Annotated in this window: 22 protein-coding genes; 8 read left to right on the forward strand and 14 right to left on the reverse strand. The window is 71.6% G+C overall.

Going from position 1 to position 18489, the window contains the following annotated elements:
• Window positions 1-35: 35 nt before the first annotated feature.
• The 9 genes from IEY61_RS04165 to IEY61_RS04205 form a co-directional block, all read right to left on the reverse strand.
• Window positions 36-650, reverse strand: coding sequence for a MarC family protein (locus tag IEY61_RS04165; RefSeq protein WP_189040897.1), 615 nt, complete (start codon window positions 648-650; stop codon window positions 36-38).
• Between the two features lie 40 nt (window positions 651-690).
• On the reverse strand, window positions 691-1551 hold the full coding sequence (locus IEY61_RS04170) for a PHP domain-containing protein (protein ID WP_189040898.1): 861 nt from the start codon (window positions 1549-1551) through the stop codon (window positions 691-693).
• A 25-nt stretch (window positions 1552-1576) separates the two neighbouring features.
• Entirely contained in the window at window positions 1577-2842 is a 1266-nt protein-coding gene (locus IEY61_RS04175; protein WP_189040899.1) for a hypothetical protein, read from the reverse strand.
• The gene (locus tag IEY61_RS31015) at window positions 2839-3702 is read right to left on the reverse strand and encodes a SigE family RNA polymerase sigma factor (RefSeq protein ID WP_229705674.1); all 864 of its coding nucleotides are present in this window, start codon (window positions 3700-3702) and stop codon (window positions 2839-2841) included. The genes IEY61_RS04175 and IEY61_RS31015 overlap by 4 nt, the downstream gene beginning before the upstream one ends.
• A gap of 104 nt (window positions 3703-3806) precedes the next feature.
• Entirely contained in the window at window positions 3807-4682 is an 876-nt protein-coding gene (locus IEY61_RS04185) for a PH domain-containing protein (protein WP_189040900.1), read from the reverse strand.
• 6 nt (window positions 4683-4688) lie between these two features.
• On the reverse strand, window positions 4689-4847 hold the full coding sequence (locus IEY61_RS04190; protein WP_007455302.1) for a hypothetical protein: 159 nt from the start codon (window positions 4845-4847) through the stop codon (window positions 4689-4691).
• A 116-nt stretch (window positions 4848-4963) separates the two neighbouring features.
• Entirely contained in the window at window positions 4964-5659 is a 696-nt protein-coding gene (locus IEY61_RS04195) for a DUF6758 family protein (RefSeq protein ID WP_308424546.1), read from the reverse strand.
• A gap of 120 nt (window positions 5660-5779) precedes the next feature.
• Entirely contained in the window at window positions 5780-6403 is a 624-nt protein-coding gene (locus IEY61_RS04200; RefSeq protein WP_189040901.1) for a TrmH family RNA methyltransferase, read from the reverse strand.
• Window positions 6404-6491: 88 nt separating this feature from the next.
• On the reverse strand, window positions 6492-6947 hold the full coding sequence (locus tag IEY61_RS04205) for a hypothetical protein (protein ID WP_229705675.1): 456 nt from the start codon (window positions 6945-6947) through the stop codon (window positions 6492-6494).
• Window positions 6948-7539: 592 nt separating this feature from the next.
• On the opposite strand from IEY61_RS04205, the gene trxA reads away from it, so the two are divergent.
• The 3 genes from trxA to IEY61_RS04220 all read left to right on the forward strand — a co-directional run bounded on the left by trxA (window position 7540) and on the right by IEY61_RS04220 (window position 9398).
• The gene (gene trxA / locus IEY61_RS04210; RefSeq protein ID WP_189040902.1) at window positions 7540-7902 is read left to right on the forward strand and encodes a thioredoxin; all 363 of its coding nucleotides are present in this window, start codon (window positions 7540-7542) and stop codon (window positions 7900-7902) included.
• A gap of 135 nt (window positions 7903-8037) precedes the next feature.
• Window positions 8038-8478, forward strand: a complete 441-nt coding sequence (locus IEY61_RS04215) for a hypothetical protein (RefSeq protein WP_189040903.1) — start codon at window positions 8038-8040, stop codon at window positions 8476-8478.
• On the forward strand, window positions 8475-9398 hold the full coding sequence (locus IEY61_RS04220; protein WP_229705676.1) for an HTTM domain-containing protein: 924 nt from the start codon (window positions 8475-8477) through the stop codon (window positions 9396-9398). The genes IEY61_RS04215 and IEY61_RS04220 overlap by 4 nt, the downstream gene beginning before the upstream one ends.
• Here IEY61_RS04220 and IEY61_RS04225 read toward each other — a convergent pair.
• Window positions 9377-9781 carry a thiol-disulfide oxidoreductase DCC family protein gene (locus tag IEY61_RS04225; RefSeq protein WP_189040904.1) on the reverse strand — a complete coding sequence of 135 codons (405 nt, stop codon included), beginning with the start codon at window positions 9779-9781 and terminating at the stop codon, window positions 9377-9379. The two genes, IEY61_RS04220 and IEY61_RS04225, sit on opposite strands and share 22 nt — an antisense overlap.
• 92 nt (window positions 9782-9873) lie before the next feature.
• Between IEY61_RS04225 and IEY61_RS04230 the strand changes: the two genes are divergently transcribed.
• From IEY61_RS04230 to IEY61_RS04240, 3 genes are all read left to right on the forward strand, one after another.
• Window positions 9874-11940 (forward strand): intein-containing Rv2578c family radical SAM protein, encoded by a 2067-nt coding sequence (locus tag IEY61_RS04230; RefSeq protein WP_189040905.1) that lies wholly within the window; start codon window positions 9874-9876, stop codon window positions 11938-11940.
• Window positions 11941-12123: 183 nt separating this feature from the next.
• Entirely contained in the window at window positions 12124-12531 is a 408-nt protein-coding gene (locus IEY61_RS04235; RefSeq protein WP_189040906.1) for a CoA-binding protein, read from the forward strand.
• Window positions 12532-12933: 402 nt separating this feature from the next.
• Window positions 12934-13428, forward strand: a complete 495-nt coding sequence (locus tag IEY61_RS04240; protein ID WP_189040907.1) for a DUF4190 domain-containing protein — start codon at window positions 12934-12936, stop codon at window positions 13426-13428.
• A gap of 15 nt (window positions 13429-13443) precedes the next feature.
• Here the strand turns inward: IEY61_RS04240 and IEY61_RS04245 are convergent, their stop codons facing one another.
• Window positions 13444-14280: an SDR family NAD(P)-dependent oxidoreductase gene (locus tag IEY61_RS04245; RefSeq protein WP_373293100.1), complete on the reverse strand. Its 837-nt coding sequence runs from the start codon at window positions 14278-14280 to the stop codon at window positions 13444-13446.
• A 190-nt stretch (window positions 14281-14470) separates the two neighbouring features.
• On the opposite strand from IEY61_RS04245, the gene IEY61_RS04250 reads away from it, so the two are divergent.
• The gene (locus IEY61_RS04250) at window positions 14471-15007 is read left to right on the forward strand and encodes a DUF4190 domain-containing protein (RefSeq protein ID WP_189040909.1); all 537 of its coding nucleotides are present in this window, start codon (window positions 14471-14473) and stop codon (window positions 15005-15007) included.
• Between the two features lie 49 nt (window positions 15008-15056).
• Here the strand turns inward: IEY61_RS04250 and IEY61_RS04255 are convergent, their stop codons facing one another.
• A complete protein-coding gene (locus IEY61_RS04255; RefSeq protein WP_189040910.1) occupies window positions 15057-16007 on the reverse strand; it encodes an HpcH/HpaI aldolase/citrate lyase family protein in 951 nt (316 codons plus the stop codon).
• Window positions 16008-16102: 95 nt separating this feature from the next.
• Between IEY61_RS04255 and IEY61_RS04260 the strand changes: the two genes are divergently transcribed.
• Window positions 16103-16948, forward strand: a complete 846-nt coding sequence (locus tag IEY61_RS04260) for an SDR family NAD(P)-dependent oxidoreductase (RefSeq protein ID WP_189041204.1) — start codon at window positions 16103-16105, stop codon at window positions 16946-16948.
• 10 nt (window positions 16949-16958) lie between these two features.
• Here the strand turns inward: IEY61_RS04260 and IEY61_RS04265 are convergent, their stop codons facing one another.
• Both IEY61_RS04265 and IEY61_RS04270 read right to left on the reverse strand, forming a co-directional pair.
• Window positions 16959-17909, reverse strand: coding sequence for a DMT family transporter (locus IEY61_RS04265; RefSeq protein WP_189040911.1), 951 nt, complete (start codon window positions 17907-17909; stop codon window positions 16959-16961).
• A 98-nt stretch (window positions 17910-18007) separates the two neighbouring features.
• Complete coding sequence (locus tag IEY61_RS04270; RefSeq protein WP_189041206.1) at window positions 18008-18472, reverse strand: hypothetical protein; 465 nt, start codon at window positions 18470-18472, stop codon at window positions 18008-18010.
• Between the last annotated feature and the right edge of the window lie 17 nt (window positions 18473-18489).

Consider the following 18489-nt stretch of genomic DNA (forward strand, 5'->3'; position numbering starts at 1 on the left):
TCCTGCCATCCGCCCCCGACACTTGCGCCGGCCGGTCAGGCCGCCCCGGTGAAGTCGGCCACGAAGGCGAAGATCGCGTCCGCGATGAGCTGCACGGCGATCGCGGCCAGCAGCAGGCCGGCGATCCGGGTGACCACCTCGATCCCGCCGGGACGCAGGACCCTGACGATCCCGCCGGAGAACCGCAACACGATCCAGACCGTCAGCATCACCGCGACGATGGCGATGGCGATGGCGAAGTGGTCCCCCGCCGACTCGGCCTGCTGCACGAAGAGCATCGTCGCCACGATCGCGCCGGGCCCGGCCAGCAGTGGCGTACCCAGCGGCACCAGGGCGATGTTGGAGGTGGTCTGCTTGGTCGGGTCGTCGGTCTTGCCGGTGAGCAGCTCCAACGCGACCAGGATCAGCAACAGCCCGCCGGCCGCCTGCAACGCCGGCAGGTCGACGTGCAGGTAGGCGAGCAGGGTCTGGCCGGCCACCGCGAAGACCACGATGACACCGAGCGCCAGTGCGACCGCCTGCCAGGCCGCCCGGTTACGCTCCCGCGCCGACAGCGGCCCGGTCAGCGCAAGGAAGATCGGCATCATGCCCGGCGGATCCATGATGACCAGCAGGGTCACGAAGACCCCGCCGAAGAGATTGAGATCCACCCGGTCACCGTAGCCGCGACGGGCGGCATCGAAACCCAGGTCAGCCCGAAGCGACCTCGATCACGCCGGACGAGGCGGCGACGATCCGCTCGTACGCCTCGGATTCGGTGGTGAAGGCGCCCAGCCGGACGGTCTTGTGGGTGCCGTGAAAGTCCGACGAGCCGGTCACCAGCAGGCCCAGCTCGGCGGCGAGGCCGCGTACGTGCGCCCGCTCGGCGGGCGAGTGGTCCTCATGGTCGGCCTCCAGTCCGGCCAGACCGACCGCCGCCAGCTCGGCGATCAGCTCGTCCGGCACGACCCGGCCGCGCCGGGTGGCCCGGGGGTGGGCGAACACCGGCACGCCGCCGGCCGCCCGGACCAGCCGGACGGCCCGGAAGACGTCGATGTCCTCCTTGGGCAGCCGGTACCGCTCCCCCAGCCAGTCCGGTCCGAACGCCTCGCTGGTGGTGGCGACCAGGCCGGCCCGGATCAGCGCCCCCGCTATGTGCGGCCGGCCCACCGTCCCGCCGCCCGCTCCGGCCAGGATCTCCGGCCAGCTGACGTCGATGCCGTCGGCCCGCAGCAGCGCGACGATCCGCTCGCCCCGTTCCGCGCGGGCGATCCGTACCCGGGCCAGCTCGGCGACCAGCTCCGGAAAGTCCGGATCGAAGAGGTACGCCAGCAGGTGCAGCGGCACCGGCGGCTGTTCGCCGGACCAGCGGCAGGACAGTTCGGCGCCCCGTACCAGCCGCGGCCCGCGCGGCAGCGCCCGCAGCGCCGGCTGCCAACCGGCGGTGGTGTCGTGGTCGGTGATCGCCACCACGTCCAGCCCTTCCTCGGCGGCGGCGTGCACCAGCTCGGCCGGGCTGAGCGTGCCGTCACTCGCGGTGGAATGGGTGTGCAGGTCGATCCGGGCGATCATCGCCCGAGGCTACCGGGCTTCGGCCTCAGTCGCCGCTCACCACTACCGGGCGTATCCCGTCGGGAAGGCCGGCAATGACGAGTGGATCGGCGGGTCGACCGGCGGTCACCCGGTCGACGTCCATCCGGACCAGGCGGCCGGCGGCATCGGCGTAGTAGGCGGTGCCCGGCGCGCTCCAGATCACCTCTCCGGTGGCCGCCGGCCCCGCCGGAACCGGATCGACGGACGGGTCGAGCCGACGCAGGTCGACCAGTACCACCCTTTCCTGCCGCCCTGACCTCCCGTTGACCAGTAGCCAGCGTCCGTCCGGCGACACCGCGCCCGGCCCGTCACCGCCCAGCTCCGGACCGCATTTCGAGCCGGTCGGGGCGAGGCCCGCCGGGTTGAGCACGATCACGCAGGTATGCCCGGGCGACTCCCCGGTGACCTCACCGACGAGGCGCCCGTCGGGCAGCGTGCCGAAGATTCGGGTGCTGACCCGGTCGGTGCCCGGGTCGAGCTGGCCGGGTTGCAGACGCCACAGCACGTGCCCGGGACGGCCGGGAGCGAGCCGCACCAGGACGGCACCGCCGACGAACCGCAGCGGCACGGCTTCGGCCGGCGCCTCGGCGCGTACGGTGGTGATCAGCTCCTTGTTCACGACCCTGGCGACGGCCAGCGCCGTGCCCTGCTTCCAGGCGACCTGCTGGCCCTCCTCGTCCAGGACGATCTCGTCGGCGCCGCCGAGCAGCACCCGGGCGGTGCCGTCGGGTGCCACCGCCCAGAGGTAGCGACCGGCCAGGCTCGGTGGCCCGATGACCAGCCAGCCGCGATTGTCGGCCAGGCGGTGCGCGCGCTCGACCCGGCCGGTGTCGACGAGGGCTATCCGTCGTCCCTGCGCGGTGGCGATCGTCGCGTCCAGCACCAGGTCGACGTCGGCGAACGGGGTCTTGGTGTCGGGGCTGGTCGTCGGGCTGGTCGGGGCCCCGGTCACCGTCGACTCGAGGTCCGGCTCACCGATCACCACGGTGCCCCCGGCCGGCGGCCGTTCCCCGCTCAGTTGCATCGCCGCGGCGGTGGCGAGAACGACCACCATCGCGGCCAGACTCGTGCCGGCCGCGGTCCGGCAACGTTGGATGCGGTTCGCCCGGCGGATGATCGCTGTGGCTGGGTCGCCGGCGGGGACACGCGGCGTCGCCGCCTGCCGGACCAACACCTCCCGGACGGCATGTTCCAGTTCGTTCTGCCCCACGTTCAAGGAACGGCTCGGAGCCCTCTCCTGGTTGTCACGGTCTCCGGAACCAACGCTCACCGACGCTCTCCCGCCAGGGCGCCGCTCGGCTGCGCGACGACCGGCGGCCGCTGTCCGGGCCGACCGGAAAGATCACCGGTTGGCCGGGGCGCCGGCTGCACCGCGTCGGCCACGCCGTCCGGCGCGGCGACCGGCTCGGCCAGGGCCGTGGCGCCGAGGGCCGAACCACCGGGCCCGCCCCGCGGCGCTTCACCGGTTCGCCGCGCCGCGGTCGGCCCGGATCGGCCGGCCGTCGCCATTCCGCCGGGACGGCGGGTCACCGCCGACGCGCCGGGACGGCGGGTCACCGCCGACGCGCCGGAACGGCCGGTCACCGCCCGCGTGGCGTCGGCGGGCGGGGCCTCGGAGCCGGGGAGCACGAACGCATCCTCGGTGCCGATACGCCGACGCAGGGTGGCCAGCGCCCGGGAGGTCTGGCTCTTGACGGTGCCCGGTGAGATGTCGAGCAGGGCGGCGGTCTGCGCCTCCGACATGTCCTCGTAGAAGCGCAGCACCAGCACGGCACGCTGGCGGGCGGGCAGTGCGCGCAGGTGCCGCCAGAGCACGTCCCGGTCGAGTTGCTGCTCGATCACGTCGGCGGCGGCTCGCTCGGGCATCACCTCGGTCGGGCGCTCGCCGTGCCAGCGGCGTCGCCACCAACTGGTCGAGGTGTTCACCATGACCCGGCGGGCGTACGGCTCGATCGCCTCGATCCCGCCGAGCCGTTTCCAGGCCAGGTACGTCTTGGTCAAGGCCGTCTGGAGGAGGTCCTCCGCGGTGCCCCAGTCCCCGGTGAGCAGGTACGCGCTCCGCAGCAGCGCGCCGGAGCGGGCCGTGACGAAATCACGGAACTCGTCCTCCAACGGGTCGCTGTCGGCCACGCGCCACCTCCGTTCCTGGTTACGTCCAGGCAGCCTGCCATGCCGAACCAAGCGGGTCGAGGGCGAGAGGTTTTACGGCAGCTCCGATGTGCGGCCGAAAGATTTCAAGCGCCGTCGTCGGCCTTGGCCTCGTCCTGCTCCTTGCCCAGCCGCGCCTCGACCGCCTGCGGCTCGTACATCTCCTCGACGACGCGCAGGTAGAGCTCGTTGGGGTTGGGCAGGTTCTTCACCTCGCGCAGCGCCTGCTCCTGACCGGCGGACTCCAGCACGAAGGTGCCGTAGTTGAGCGCGCGGCCGGCCGGCGACTGCTCGTACTTCATGTCGGTGACCCGGGTCAGCGGCATCATCGCGACCCGTCGGGTGATGATGCCGTTGACCACCATGACCCGCTTGTTGGTCAGGATGAAGCGGTCGTACCACCAGTCGGCGACCCGCCAGGCCACCCAGCCCATCACCGCGAACCAGAGCAGGACCGCGATCGTGGTGAGCGCCCCGACGTCCTGCCCGGCGAGGAAGCCGGAGAGGTAACCGAGCACGAAGGTGGCGGCGATGCCGACGATGAGCGGGGTGGTGAGGTGGATCCAGTGCCGCTTCCACTCACCCCGGTAGCGCTCGGTCGGGAAGAGGTAGCGCGCGACCAGCGAGCTGGGTTCGTCCTCCAGCGGTAGGACCCGGCGCGGGGTCATCCCACTGGCATCGGCTCGCAGCCCCGCCAACTCCTCCTCGGAGATCTGCGGCGGCTGGTAGCCGGCCTCGGGGTCCCGCACCCAGGCTCGCCCCGACCGGCCGTCGCCGGGGTAGTCCGGCCCGTCACCGTAGCCCGCGTCGTCGGAGAAGACGGGGTTGTCGGAACGGCGGGGGCCGGAGCCGTAGCCCGGACCGTCGTCGGGATCGATCCGGGGGATCGGCTCGGTGTCGCGCTCCCGGCGGGCCCGGTCGGGGTCGTCGGGATCGAAGGGTGGGCCGGCGGGGCTTCCCATCGGCGGCTAGGCGACCAGGCTGGTGAAGAAGTCGCCGAAGCCCTGGGCGATGTCCATGATCCCGCCGCCCAGTGACTTGAACACGTCTGCGGCGGAATTTGGCCGGTAGGCGACGAAGAAGATCAAGAATGCGATTCCGGCCCAGGTGAGGACCTTCTTGACCATGGCGGGCCATCCTCTCGCGCGGCGCCGGGTCCCATTACCGCAGCGGCACCCAGAGTATCAGCGTGGTGTCTTACCGTGAATATCTGCGTCCGTTCTCCGACATTCCGGGGGGCTTGTCAAGCCTTCCCGTGCAGATACGGAGACGGTGCGCCGTACACGAGCCCGGATGGCATCCACTCGACCAGGTCGTGCAGCACCACGTCCTCCGCGAGCAGATGCCCCGCACTCGCCGGCCAGGCTATCGCATACAGCCACAATCCCCGAGCCTCGCCGGCGTACGCGCTTCGATCTGTCAACGAATTCACCAGCCACAGTGGAGTGGGATGGCCGCCCACCCGGATCCCCGCCCGCCCGACATGCCCGGGATGCCCAGGCCCGGGCTCGGTCAACGCCTCGGCCAGCTCCGGTCCCGCGTCCGGGCCGGGCACCCCCGCGTACCGCGCCCCCAGGCCCACCCCCGGATCCTCGGCCACGAAGACCAGGTCGGCGGGGCCGCCACCGAGCGGCGCCGGGCCGGCGCAGGCGACGGCGGTCGCGCGCACTCCGAGCCGTTCGTCGCCGGCCCAGGCCACGCCGGTCGTGGTCCAGCCCGGCGGCAACGGCCACGGGCACCACAGCGGCACCGCCGGCCGTCGCCGTTCCCCGTCCGCCTGGATGCGCTCGACGACGCTGGCCACGATCTCGGCGCCGATGCGCTCCGGCACGTGCAACGGTGCCACCGGACCGCAGTCGAGGCACCGGGACTCGGCGTGCATCAGATCCGGCGGCCGCACCGATCCACCACATCTGGGGCAACTCACCGCAACACTCATCACCCCACCGTCACCCCGGACCGGCGAGCCGTCAAGCGGAGCGGCCTCATTGCCGTGCCGGATCGGCCCACCGCCGGTCCGGCACGGTCCGCCGCCCGGACCGGCTTTCGGGGCGGTCGCTCAGTCCGGCGGCGGGCCGGCGTACGCGCGGATCCACGCGTGCATCGCGATCCCGCTCGCCACGCCGGCGTTGATGGATCGGGTCGAGCCGTACTGGGCGATGGAGAAGAGCTGGTCGCAGGCGTCCCGCGCCGCGTCCGACAGTCCCGGACCCTCCTGACCGAACAGCAACGCGCACCGCCGGGGCAACGTGGTGGTCTCCAACGGACGGGAACCGGGGAGGTTGTCGATCCCGACCAGCGGCAGGCCCTGCCCGGCGGCCCAGGCGGCGAACTGCTCGATCGTCTCGTGGTGCCGTACGTGCTGGTAGCGATCGGTGACCATCGCGCCACGCCGGTTCCACCGGCGGCGACCGACGATGTGCACCTCGGCGGCGAGGAACGCGTTGGCGTTGCGCACCACCGTGCCGATGTTGAAGTCGTGCTGCCAGTTCTCGATCGCCACGTGGAAGTCGTGCCGCCGGCGGTCCAGGTCGGCCACCACGGCCTCCCGCCGCCAGTACCGGTAGCGGTCGACGACATTGCGCCGGTCGCCTTCGGCGATCAGGTCCGGGTCGTACCGAGGATCGTCCGGCGGATCTCCGGGCCAGGGCCCCACGCCGACGTCGAGCTGCTCACCGGTCACGATCACGCAGGTTACGCCCCGGCCACCGGGCCCGCGTCGCCCGCCGTCCGGACCCGCCCGGCACCCGGAAGAAAGCGCGCGCGGGACGCTAACGGAGTCCCAGCGCGACGCCGAGCCGGTCGAGGAGACGGCGTTCGACGGGGGCCAGCGCCGCGCCCGGAAACGCCGCCGATGCCGTGACGCAGACCCGGGCCGCGACCGACTGCACCCATTGCCGGTACGCCGCCGAGTCGGCCGGGTCGGCGCGACGGTCGAGCACCCGGACCACGGTGCGGCAGGCGGCGAGCACGTCAACGAGATCGGTGCGCGCGGCGGAGAGCGGCGCGCCGTCGTGCCGGGCGTAGATCTCGGCCACCACGGCCCGGACGAGGTCGCTGTCGAAGGCCCGACCGGCCGCCACCGCGTCCAGTCCGGCGACACCGGCGCTCACCCCCCGGGCCGGTCGTCCCGGACCGGGCTGGGCAGCGGCCACGATCACCCGGCCCGGCAGGCCGGTCAGCAGATCCCACTCGGTCGTCGAATAGGGGCCGGCGTTGGCGCTCATGGCGGGACCTCCGGCGCCAGCATATGCGCCCGGGCGGGACCCGAACCTGCTTCCGCCGGGAACCCGTGCTCGCGCGTCGAGCGAAAGGTGCGATGCCCGCCTCCGCGGCGTCCTCGATCAGGTGATCGGCACCGCCACCCGGACCGCCGACCGGGTCCGGACGCAATGAGCGGCGGGGCCCTCCCCGGCACCCGCCGCCCACGCTCTGATGCTTCAAGATTCTGCCGTACGCCCGTCCGGTCGCACAGAGACCCGCGTCACATTTATCTTTTTGTTACATTACAGAGAGTGATTGATCATCTTCCATCAAGCGATCTCTGCAGGTCGGATCGGCGCTCGTCAGCGCCGAAGTTACCTGCTCGTAGCGTGATCAACGATCAATCGAGGTGGAAACGCTCCCATCACGGCTGGTGACGCAAATGCGACGTGCATTTGCAGTTTGCGCGCCACCCGCAGGACCGACGGTGATCGATGCGGACAAAGCCCCCAACGGGTCCGGGCAACCGGGTTTCGGGGGCAGCGGGGCGGGAATGCGATAGGTCGCGGCCGGGTTCAACCAGACGTAGGTGTTCCGCGTGATCGGAGAATTCGCATGGCAACCGTCGAGCTGACCACGGCCAACTTCGACCAGGTGACCGAGAGCGATGGCATCGTGCTGGTCGACTTCTGGGCCGAGTGGTGTGGCCCCTGTAAGCGATTCGCCCCGGTCTACGAGCGCTCATCGGAGAAGCACTCCGACATCACCTTCGGCAAGGTGGACACCGAGGCGCAGCAGGAACTCGCCGCCAAGTTCGACATCCGGTCGATCCCCACGATCATGGCCGTCCGCGACGGCGTGATCGTCTTCGCCCAGCCGGGTGCGCTGCCGGAGTCGGCCCTGGAGAACCTCATCGAGCAGGTCCGCGCGCTGGACATGGACGACGTACGCAAGAAGCTCGCCGAACACAAGCACTGACACCGCGTACCACCGGCGGCCAGGCCTCGGTCGGGACCTGGCCGCCGTTGCTGCTGCCCGGCATGGCCACTCCGCCCCTCGGCACGGCTGGGACACGGCCCTCCGTTGGCAAGCGTGCCGTATCTTCTGTCTCCGATGGATACGTTGACGAGCCGTGGCCGCGCGGTCCGGGTGGGAGCCACCGCGCTCGCCCTGGCCGTCCTGCTGGCCGGCACCCTGTGGGGCGACGACGACCACTTCCCGTTCGGCCCCTTCCGGATGTACTCCACCTCTGATGCGCCGAGCGCGGACGCCCGCGACACCCGGGTCGAGGGGATGGACCGCACGGGCAGGCTGGTCGACCTCGGGGAGCGCGCGACCGGCATCCGCCGAGCCGAGATCGAGGGCCAGCAGGCGCGCTACGTCGCCGATCCCGACCTGCTACGGGAGGTGGCCGAGGCGTACACCCGACGAAACCCGGACGCCCCGGAGCTGGCCGAGGTCCGCATCGTGATCCGTTGGCACGACATCACCGACCGCCGGCCCACCGGCCGGTGGTTCGACGAGACCGTGGTCCGCTGGCAGGTCATCCCGTGAGCCGCTGGTTGACCGAGCCGGTGCCGCGCGGCCGCGTCGCCGCCTTCCGCACCCTGGTCTACCTCTTCATCGTCGGCGACCTGCTGATCTTCACGCCCTGGGTACGTTCCCGCGTCGACGTCTCCGGTGACCTGTACCAGCCGCTCTTCGTCGGGCGCGTACTGCCGCTGCCGACCCCCACCCCGGCACTGGTGAACGTGATCTTCTGGGCGTTGCTGCTGCTCGCCCTGCTCGCGGCCACCGGTCGCGCTCCCCGGCTGCTCGGTTGGACCGTCTTCGCGCTCTACCTCGAGTGGATGATCGTTGCGATGAGCTACGGGAAGGTGGACCACGACCGGTTCGCCCTGCTCGTCGCGCTGGCCGTGCTGCCGACCGCGGGCCGCGCCCGACACGGGGATCAGACCAGGAGCGAGGCCGGCGGCTGGGCGTTGCGGGTCACCCAGATCGCGGTGATCTGCACCTACTTCCTCGCGGCCTGGGCAAAGTTCCGCTTCGGTGGCCTGGACTGGGCGATCGGCTCGGTGCTGGCCAAGGCGATCATCCGACGCGGCACCGAACTGGCCGACCTGATCGCGCAGGTCCCCCACCTGTTGCTCGTCGCCCAGTTCGGCATCCTCGCCTTCGAACTGCTCAGCCCGTTGGTCTTCGTGCTACCCGACCGCTGGCGGCTCGCCACCGTGGGGTTCTTCTACTCGTTCCACCTGGTCACCATCGCGACCATCACCATCTCGTTCGCCCCGCACCTGGTCGCCATGGCCAGTTTCCTGCCCCTGGAGAAGATTCGTCCGCTGGTCGCGCTGCGGGGGCTCCTGGCCCGCCGATCCGGCCACGGCAGGCCCGGGGCCGCCGCGCCAGCGGCCACCCCGGCCGACGGCCGACCAGAGGAGGTCCCCGCCGGTCAGCCGCCCGGCGGGCCGTAGAGACGCTCCCGGTCCGCCTGCGGCAGGGAGCAGGCTGCCGTACCGCCGGGCATCCGGTGCCGGTTGCGGGCCACCCAGCGGTACACAGGCCAGGCGGCGGCGCGTACCGGCGCGAAGCGGAGCCCGGCCCCGGCGATCCGCCAGACCCGGCCGCTGCTGCCCAGCAGGGCGGCGATGGCGTCCGGGCCAGCGGCGCGGCTGCCGTCGAGCCCCACCCACTGCACCGCCTCGTCGCACTCGGCCTCGGTCAGCCCGAGTTCGTCGAGATCGGCGAACTGCCAGGGCAGCACCCGGGCACGGGTCGGGATCCGGCGCTCGACGAACTCGGCACAGCGGGTGCAGAACGCGCAGTCCCCGTCGTAGACGAAGGTCGACCTCTCCATGCCTCCATCCTCCACCGTCACGGCCCCGATCCAGGCTCCGGTGTCTGCCGCGCCACTTGCACCGATGTCGTACGTATGTTCGAATAGGGCTCATGCGCTGGGAGAACCTCACCGCTCCCCCGGTCGAGGAAGTTCCCGGCCGGGCAGCGCCGGCGGCGCCACCCCTGCCACTGGCGCTGCCCGGCGCGATCGTCCGCACCTTCGACACCCCAGCCTTCGCCGGCATGACCTTCTACGAGGTGCGGGCCAAGTCGATCCTGAACAAGGTCCCCGGCACCTCCCGCGTCCCCTTCGAGTGGACGATCAACCCCTACCGGGGATGCAGCCACGCCTGTGTCTACTGCCTGTCCGGTGATACGCCGATCCTGATGGCCGACGGACGCACCAGGGCAATGCGGGATCTGGAGGTGGGCGATCGCATCTACGGAACGGAACGGCAAGGCGCATACCGTCGTTACGTCGTGACCACCGTCCTTGCGAAGTGGTCGACGGTAAAACCGGCATACCGAGTCGTGCTGAAGGACGGAACGACCCTGGTCGCGAGCGCCGATCACCGCTTCCTCACCGAACGGGGTTGGAAACACGTCACCGGCACCATGAGCGGAGAGGGGCAGCGACCGTACCTCACCACCAACAACCGCCTGATCGGCACCGGGCGCTTCACGACCGGGCCCAAGGAAAACGAGGCCTACCGCCGCGGCTATCTCTGCGGCATGATTCGCGGCGACGGCCACCTGGGCACCTACGTGTACCCGTACGGCACCGTGCACAGGTTTCGGCTCGCGCTTGCCGACGAGGAAGCACTGCAACGCACCCAGCATTACCTGTACGGGTTCGGGGTGCCCACCAAGTCCTTCTCCTTCACGCCCGCAAGGTCGAATCGCCGAGCGATGAGAGCCATCCGTTCCAGCAGCGAAGCGAAAATCAACGTCATCCGAGATCTGATCGCGTGGCCCGGGCGGCCCGACGACGACTGGTACCGAGGTTTCCTGGCGGGCATTTTCGACGCCGAGGGCAGTTGCAGCGAGGGTATCCTGCGGATATCCAACGGTGACGACGCCATCCTCGCCCGGGCAGCAGACGCGCTGCGCCACATCGGCCTGTCCGCCGTGCTCGAGGACCGTGGGCTGGCTAACCGGGTTCGCACCCTGCGGGTCACAGGTGGCCTCATCGAACGACTGCGATTCTTTCACCTCACGGATCCCGCCATCACCCGCAAGCGGTCGATCGAGGGAGCGGCGGTGAAGTGCCGAGCCAGGCTCAGTGTCACCAAAATCGAACCGCTGGGGCTGGACCTTCCCCTCTGGGACATCACCACGGGGACCGGCGACTTCATCGCAGATGGGGTAGTCAGCCACAACTGCTTTGCTCGAAACACGCACAGCTACCTTGATCTGGACGTGGGGGCGGACTTCGACCGGCAGGTGGTCGTCAAGGTCAACGCGGGCGAGTTGCTGCGCCGGGAGTTGTCCGGGCCGCGCTGGCGGGGCGCGCACGTCGCGATGGGCACCAACGTCGACTGCTACCAGCGGGCCGAGGGGCGTTATCGGCTCATGCCGCCGATCATCGAGGCGCTGCGCGACTTCGCGAACCCGTTCTCGATCCTCACCAAGGGCACCCTGATCCTGCGGGATCTGCCGCTGCTGCGTCAGGCGGCCCAGGTCACCCGGGTCGGTGTGTCGTTCTCGGTGGGCTTCCTCGAGGAGGGGCTGTGGCGGTCGGTCGAGCCGGGCACCCCGAGCCCACAGCGACGGCTCGACGCCGTACGCCAGTTCGCCGACGCCGGCTTCGAGGTGGGGGTGCTGATGGCACCGATCCTGCCCGGCCTCAGCGACTCCGACGAGTCCATCGACGCCACCGTCGCGGCGATCGCCGCCGCCGGGGCCACCAGCGTGACACCGCTGCCGCTGCACCTACGACCCGGCGGCGCCCGCGAGTGGTACGCACACTGGCTGGACCGGGAACACCCCGACCTGGTTCCCCGCTACCGGGAGCTGTACGCCTCGGGTGCCTACGCGCCGCAGCCGTACCAACGGGAGTTGGCCGCACGGGTACGCATCGCCGCCCGCCGCCACGGCCTGCACCGCCCTGACCGGGGTGACCACCGTCGGGCGTCGCCGCCCACCGCGCCGGAGCCAGTGCAGCTCAGCCTGCTCTGACCGGCAGCGCGCGTCGGCGCGTCGGCGCGGTGGCACGGTGGCGCGGCGGACGGTGGGCCGTGGCGCGGTGGCACGGCGGATGGTGGGGCGGCGGCACGGTGGGCGGTGGTACGGCGGACGGTGGGCCGTGGCGCGGTGGGCGACTGGCGGGCGGAGCCGGCACGGCACGGTTACAGTCGGCGGGTGCGTTCCCCTGAGCAGATCCTCGCCGACTCCGCCGTGATCGCCGTCGTCGGCGCCTCCCGCGACCCGAGCAAGGCCGCGCACCGCGTACCGGCCGAGATGCAGCGGTACGGCTGGCGGATCGTTCCGGTCAACCCGACCGCCGACGAACTGTTCGGCGAGCCGGTGTACCGATCACTGGCCGACATACCGCACCCGGTCGACCTGGTCGACGTGTTCCGTCCGGCCGAGGATGCCGTCGACGTCGTCCGCCAGGCGGTGGCGATCGGCGCACCCGCCGTCTGGTTGCAGCTCGGGATCGTCTCTCCCGAGGCACGCCAGATAGCCGAGGAGGCCGGCATCGACTATGTCGAGAACCGCTGCCTGGCCGTCGAGCGAGCCGCCGCCAATCTCACCCGACTGGGCTGAACTCGGCCGCTCGGCGGGGCCGGGCGGATGCCGTTGCGCCCGGACCGGTGAGCGACGCCAGTCGCCGCATCTCGGGACATCCCAGCCGGTGAATGGCACGGATTGCGGAGTCTCGGGCTGTCCCTGACTTGTGGCGGGCGGTGACCCGAAGGTCGTCATGTCGGTCTCGGGCCCTGTCGAGCTGAGAGCGCGAACGGATCGCGGTGACCGGCGGGCGGGCGGGTGGCGGCGGCTGGGGGTGCGTCATGGCGGTGACCGGGCCTGCCGCTCGGCTGAAGCGTCGTGATAGCGCAAACGGGTCAGCTCGACAGCAGCCGACAGCGACATCCTCTGGGCCCAGCGAGGTTGACAGCGGACATTTCCTGCCAAAAAGGCTCGGTGCGGCGGGTAGCGTCCGGCAGTGTGAGCCAGCCGCCAGAACCGGACCAGCCGCCGTCGCCCTACGAGCCGCCGTCGGGCGAGCAGCCGCCGTCAGGCGAGCAGCCGCAGTACGGGCAGCCGTGGGGTGAACAGCCGCAGTACGGGCAGCCGGCCTACGGGCAGCCGTCGTACGAGCACCCGGGGCAGCCGCCGCACGGCCAGCAGTGGGGGCAGCAGCCGCCGTACGCCCCACAGGTGCCCTACGGGCAGTACGGCCCGCCGGCACCGCCCGGCGGCGGTCGTGGCACCAACGTGCTGGCCGTCCTGTCGCTGGTCTTCGCGTTCGTCTTCGCGCCCGCCGGCATCGCCCTCGGACATCTGGCCAAGCGGCAGTTGCGCACCAGCGGCGAGGAGGGCGACCAGTTGGCCACCTGGGGCCTGGTCCTCAGCTACATCTTCACCGGGTTCTACCTGGTGTTCTGCTGCGGCTGGCTCGCCCTGGCGCTCTGGGCCGGCTCGGACGGCACCCGCACCTGAGCCAACGGCGTCCGCTCAGCGGAACCGGGCCTCCCGCACGCTGTTGCCCCCGTCGACCACCAGCATCTGACCGGTGATGTAGGACGCCGCCGGTGAGCAGAGGAAGGCGATCGCGGCAGCCACCTCGTCCGGCGTGCCCGGGCGACCCACCGGCGTACCCAGGCCCTGCTTGATCTCCGCCAAAGTGGAGGCGGCGGTGTAGATGGTGCCCGGGGCCACCGCGTTGACCGTCACCCCGTCGGCGATCATCTCCATCGCCAGCGCCCGGGTCAGCCCCACCACGCCCGCCTTGGCGGCCGCGTACGCCGCCTCGGTGGGCAGCGCGTTGACCGGACCGGCCGTCGCCGCCAGGTTCACGATGCGGCCCCAGCCCCGCTCGGCCATTCCGCCGATGAACGCCCGGCTGCACAGGAACGCGGTGGTGAGGTTGCGGTCGATCTCGCCACGCCACTCGTCGTAGCTGAGCTGGGCGACCGGACGCAACACCTCCGGGCTGGCCCGGCTGGCCAGGCCGGCGTTGTTGACCAGGACCTCCACGTCGCCGAGCTGTTCGGCGACCGCGTCGGCCAGCGCGCCGACCTCCGCCTCGTCGGTGAGGTCGGCGACGAACCCGATGACGCCGAGTTCGCCGGCGCGCTCGTGGATGCGTCGGGTGGTGGAGACGATCGCTACCCGGGCGCCCAGGTCGGTCAGCCGCCGCGCGGTGGCGTACCCGATGCCGTCCGGGCTGCCCGCACCGGTCACCAGGGCGACCTTGCCGTCCAGCCGCATGGTCACCGGATCGGGCAGCGGGGCCGGTGAACCGTCGCCGCCGGGCCCCGGTGCCGTGCCAGCGCGGGAGCGTCGCGCCACGCCGGGCCTGCTCACGTCCCGCCTCGTTCTGCCGCCGGACCGGTCCGCCGCACGCGCGTCAATGCCCATGCCGAGATCCTGCCCTCTGCCGGGGCGTCGAGCAATGCGGCACCCGTTACCGGGCGCGTCGAGGGTTTCCCGGTGATGGCTACCCTGACTGGGTCCGAGCATCGTGACGAAAGTGAGCCCGATGACACAGCCCCCGCCGTCCGGCGGCTGGCCCGACCCCGCGTCGACCGGCCAGCCTTCCAGCCCGCCGGCCGATCCGACCCTGCCGGTGAGCCCTCAGCCCGTACCGCAGCAACCCGCCGGGTACGACCCGCCGACCGTCCAGTACCAGCCGACCGACCCGTACGCCGGGACGCAGGCCGCCCCCGCCCCGGGCACCGCGGGGTACCCGCCCGCCGGCTACCCGCCGCCGCCCCAGCCCGGCTACGGCTATCCCCAACAGCCGGGCTACGGCCATCCCCAGCAGCAGACGAACACGCTGGCCATCGTCGCCCTGGTCCTCTCCCTGGTCGGGATCGGCTCGTGCATCACCGCGCCGATCGGCGCGATCATGGGTCATGTGGCCATGCGCCAGATCCGGGAGACCGGCGAAGGCGGCGAGGGCATGGCGAAGGCGGCCATCATCGTCGGCTGGATCCTCACCGGCCTGCTCGCGCTGGTGATCATCGGTTACGTCGTGGCGATCGTGATCGCCATCGCGAACTCGTCCACCGCCTGAACGCCGAGGCGCCCGCCCCGACTCCGGTCCGGGTGGGCCCTTGGGGTGGTCACCCGGGCGGTGTGAAGGTCGAGGTACGCCTCATGCCGGCGGCCCGACCCTTGGCCGCGATCACCAGCGCCATCTTGCGGGACGCCTCGTCGATCATCTCGTCACCGAGCATGACCGCGCCGAGCATGCCGCCCGCCGCCGAGGTGTAGTGCTCGTACGCGTCGAGGATCAACTCGGCGTGGTCGTAGTCGGCCTGATCCGGCGAGTAGACCTCGTTCGCGGCGTCGATCTGCCCGGGGTGCAGCACCCACTTGCCGTCGAAGCCCAGGGCTGCCGAGCGCTTCGCTGCCTCGCGGAAGGCGTCCACGTCCCGGATCTGCAGGAACGGGCCGTCGATGGCCTGCTTGTCGTGCATCCGGGCGGCCATCAGGATCCGCATCAGGATGTAGTGGTACGGGTCGCCCGGGTAGTCCGGGATCAGCCCGCCGACCGCCAGCGACCTCATGTTGATCGAGGCCATGAAGTCGGCCGGGCCGAAGACGATGGTCTCGACGCGGGGCGAGGCGGCGATGGCGTCGACGTTGACCAGGCCGGCGGCGTTCTCGATCTGCGCCTCGATGCCGATCCGGCCCACCTGGAGGCCGAGCGTCTTCTCCAGTTGGGTGAGCGTCAGGTCCAACCACTGCACCTGGACGGCGTCCTGCACCTTGGGCAGCATCACGCAGTCGAGGTTGGCGCCCGCCCCCTCCACGACGTCGATCACGTCCCGGTACGTCCACGGCGTGGTGAGGTCGTTGACCCGTACCGCCCGGGTCTTTCCCGCCCAGTCACCCTCGTTGAGCGCCGCCACGACGTTCTTGCGGGCATCCGCCTTGGCCAGCGGCGCGACCGCGTCCTCCAGGTCCAGGAAGACCTGGTCGGCCGGCAGGCCCTGGGCCTTGCCGAGCATCTTGACGCTGGATCCGGGCACGGCCAGGCAGGACCGGCGGGGTCGCCCAACAACAGCCATCGATTGCGCTCCTTCCGGTACGGCCCGATCCGGCGATCGCACAGGCACGTGTGACGCCACGGTAACCTCATGCCGTGACCGGGGCGAATGAACCTGTGGACGAACTCACTGAACGTCGGCTGGTGGTGGTGACCGGCGCCAGTTCCGGGATCGGGCTGTCCGCCGCGATCGGCCTGGCGTGTCGGGGCGACCAGGTGGTGCTGGTCGGTCGCGACCCGGCCCGGTTGCGCGCCGCCGCCGACGAGGTGCGCGAGGCGTCCGGGGAGCGGCCCGAGGCGTTCCGGGCCGACTTCGCCATGCTCGACGACGTACGGCAACTGGCCGAGCGGCTACGCGCCGCGTACGACCGGATCGACGTGTTGGCCAACAACGCGGGGGCGATCGCGCTCCACCCCGTCACCACGATCGACGGTTTCGAACTGTCCATCCAGGCCAATCACCTGGCCCAGTTCCTGCTCAGCAACCTGTTGGCCGACCGGGTACGCCGGGTGGTGGTCACCGCCTCCGCCATGCACCGCAGGGGCGTACTCGACCCGGACGATCTCAATGCGCAGCTGCGCCGCTACCGACCGTTGACCGCGTACGGCACCAGCAAGCAGGCGAACATCCTCTTCACCGCCGAGGCGGCGCGGCGCTGGCCGGCGGTCGCGTCGTACTGCTTCCATCCCGGCGTGGTGCGGACCCGGTTCGGCAACGAGAGCCGGGTGGTGGCCCTGGGCATGCGGCTGCTCCCGCTGCTGCGCAGCCCGGAGAAGGGTGCACAGACCCTGGTCTGGCTGGCCAACCAGAACCGATCCCGGCTGGTCGACGGCGGCTACTACGCCGACTGCCGGCTCCGTCGCCCGCTTCGCAAGGCGGCCGACTCCCAGCTCGCCGCCCGTCTCTGGACGGCCAGCGCCGCCGCGGTCGGCCTGCCTGTCAGCGGCGGCGCGGCAGGCTGACCGGCCGACCTCAGTCGCGTACCGGTGTCGCGACGGTGGTGGGGGCGGACGAGGCGCGGCGGGCCGTCCGGGCGCTGGAGAGCACCACCACGGCGACGCCGGCCAGGAGCAGCGCCAGACCCGGCAGGGTCGCCGGGGCGGGCAGCTGTCCCAGCCAGGCCCAGCCGATCAGCGCCGCCCCGGGCACCTCCAACAGGATCAGCACGCTGATCGTGGTGGCCGGGATCCGCCGCAGCGCATAGCTGAACATCGAGTGACCGAGCAGTTGGGCCCCGGCGACCAGGGCCAGCACGGCCAGCCAGGTCCCGGTGTCGAAGCCGCCCAGGGGCACCCGACCGACCAGGCAAACCACCAGCAGGATCAGCGCGCACACGCCGTAGCAGATCGTGGTGTAGGTGGTGGTGCTGACGGTGGCCCGGGCGCGCTCGCCCAGCGCGACGTAGACCGCCCCGAACATGCCGCCGGCCAGCGCCAGCAGGTCTCCGGCGAAGGCCGCGCCGGAGACGGTGAAGTCGGCGCCGGTGGCCAGCATCGCGCCGACGACCGACACACCCACGCCGGCCCACACCCCCAACGGCAGCCGCCGGCCCTGGGCCCGGGCGATCAGGCCCTGCCAGACCGGCTGGGTGGCGACCAGTGCCGTCGCCGCGGCGACCGAGGTCAGCTTCGCACTCGGCATCCAGGTGGCGAAGTGGGCCGCCAGGGCCATCCCGGACAGTACGCAGAACATGGCGTCCCGCCGCCCGGCACCGGCCAGCCACCGGAACTCGGCCCGCCGATGGACCAACGCGAACGGGCTCAGCGCGGTGACCGCGATCAGGTTGCGCCAGAACGCCACGGCCAGGGCGGGGGCGGCGGCAAAGGCGATCAGCGGGGCGGACGAGGAGACGGCGACGACGGCGAGCGTCAGGGCTCCGGTGGTGAGCAGGTCCAGCGGTGGCCGGTGCGGTTCGGCAGGCACGAGGTGAAATCCTCACACGTCACCGGCCGGCACATTGCGTCAGGGGTCGCTCACGGTCCCGCACAGCACCGCCGTGACCAGGCATTATTCGACGTGCGTCAGCGGCGCCGGACCCGGTGCAACCGGAACGGCCGCCGGGTCGGACGGACCACCGGTGCCGGCCGGGGCGGTTCCGCGAGTGATCCGTCGGGCAGCTCCGCGCCGTGTATCGGCGCTCCGTCGGGCGCCAGCCGGAGCAGGGCGCAACCGTCGGCGGCCCAGCGGGCCACCAGGTCCACGGTGGGACCCGACGCGTTCAGCCGCTTGGCGCCCACCAGCGGGGCCAGCGTCTCCCACTCGTCGGTCCCCGGGGCCACCCGGGTCACCCGCGCCGGCCAGGTCACGATCCGGCCGCCGTGGTCACCGCGGAGCGTCACCTGCGCCTCGTCGGCCTCGGCCAACCCCGGCGCGGCCTGCTCGCCGGGCCCGGTGACCACGAACAGCGCGTTCTCCAGTGGCACGCACCACAGGGCGAACGACGGGCCACCGGCCACCGCGACCCAGGCCACGGATGCCTTCTTCATCGCTTCGTCGACCAGGG

The sequence above is a fragment of the Micromonospora sonchi genome (assembly GCF_014646235.1).
Classification (GTDB): Bacteria; Actinomycetota; Actinomycetes; order Mycobacteriales; family Micromonosporaceae; genus Micromonospora; species Micromonospora sonchi.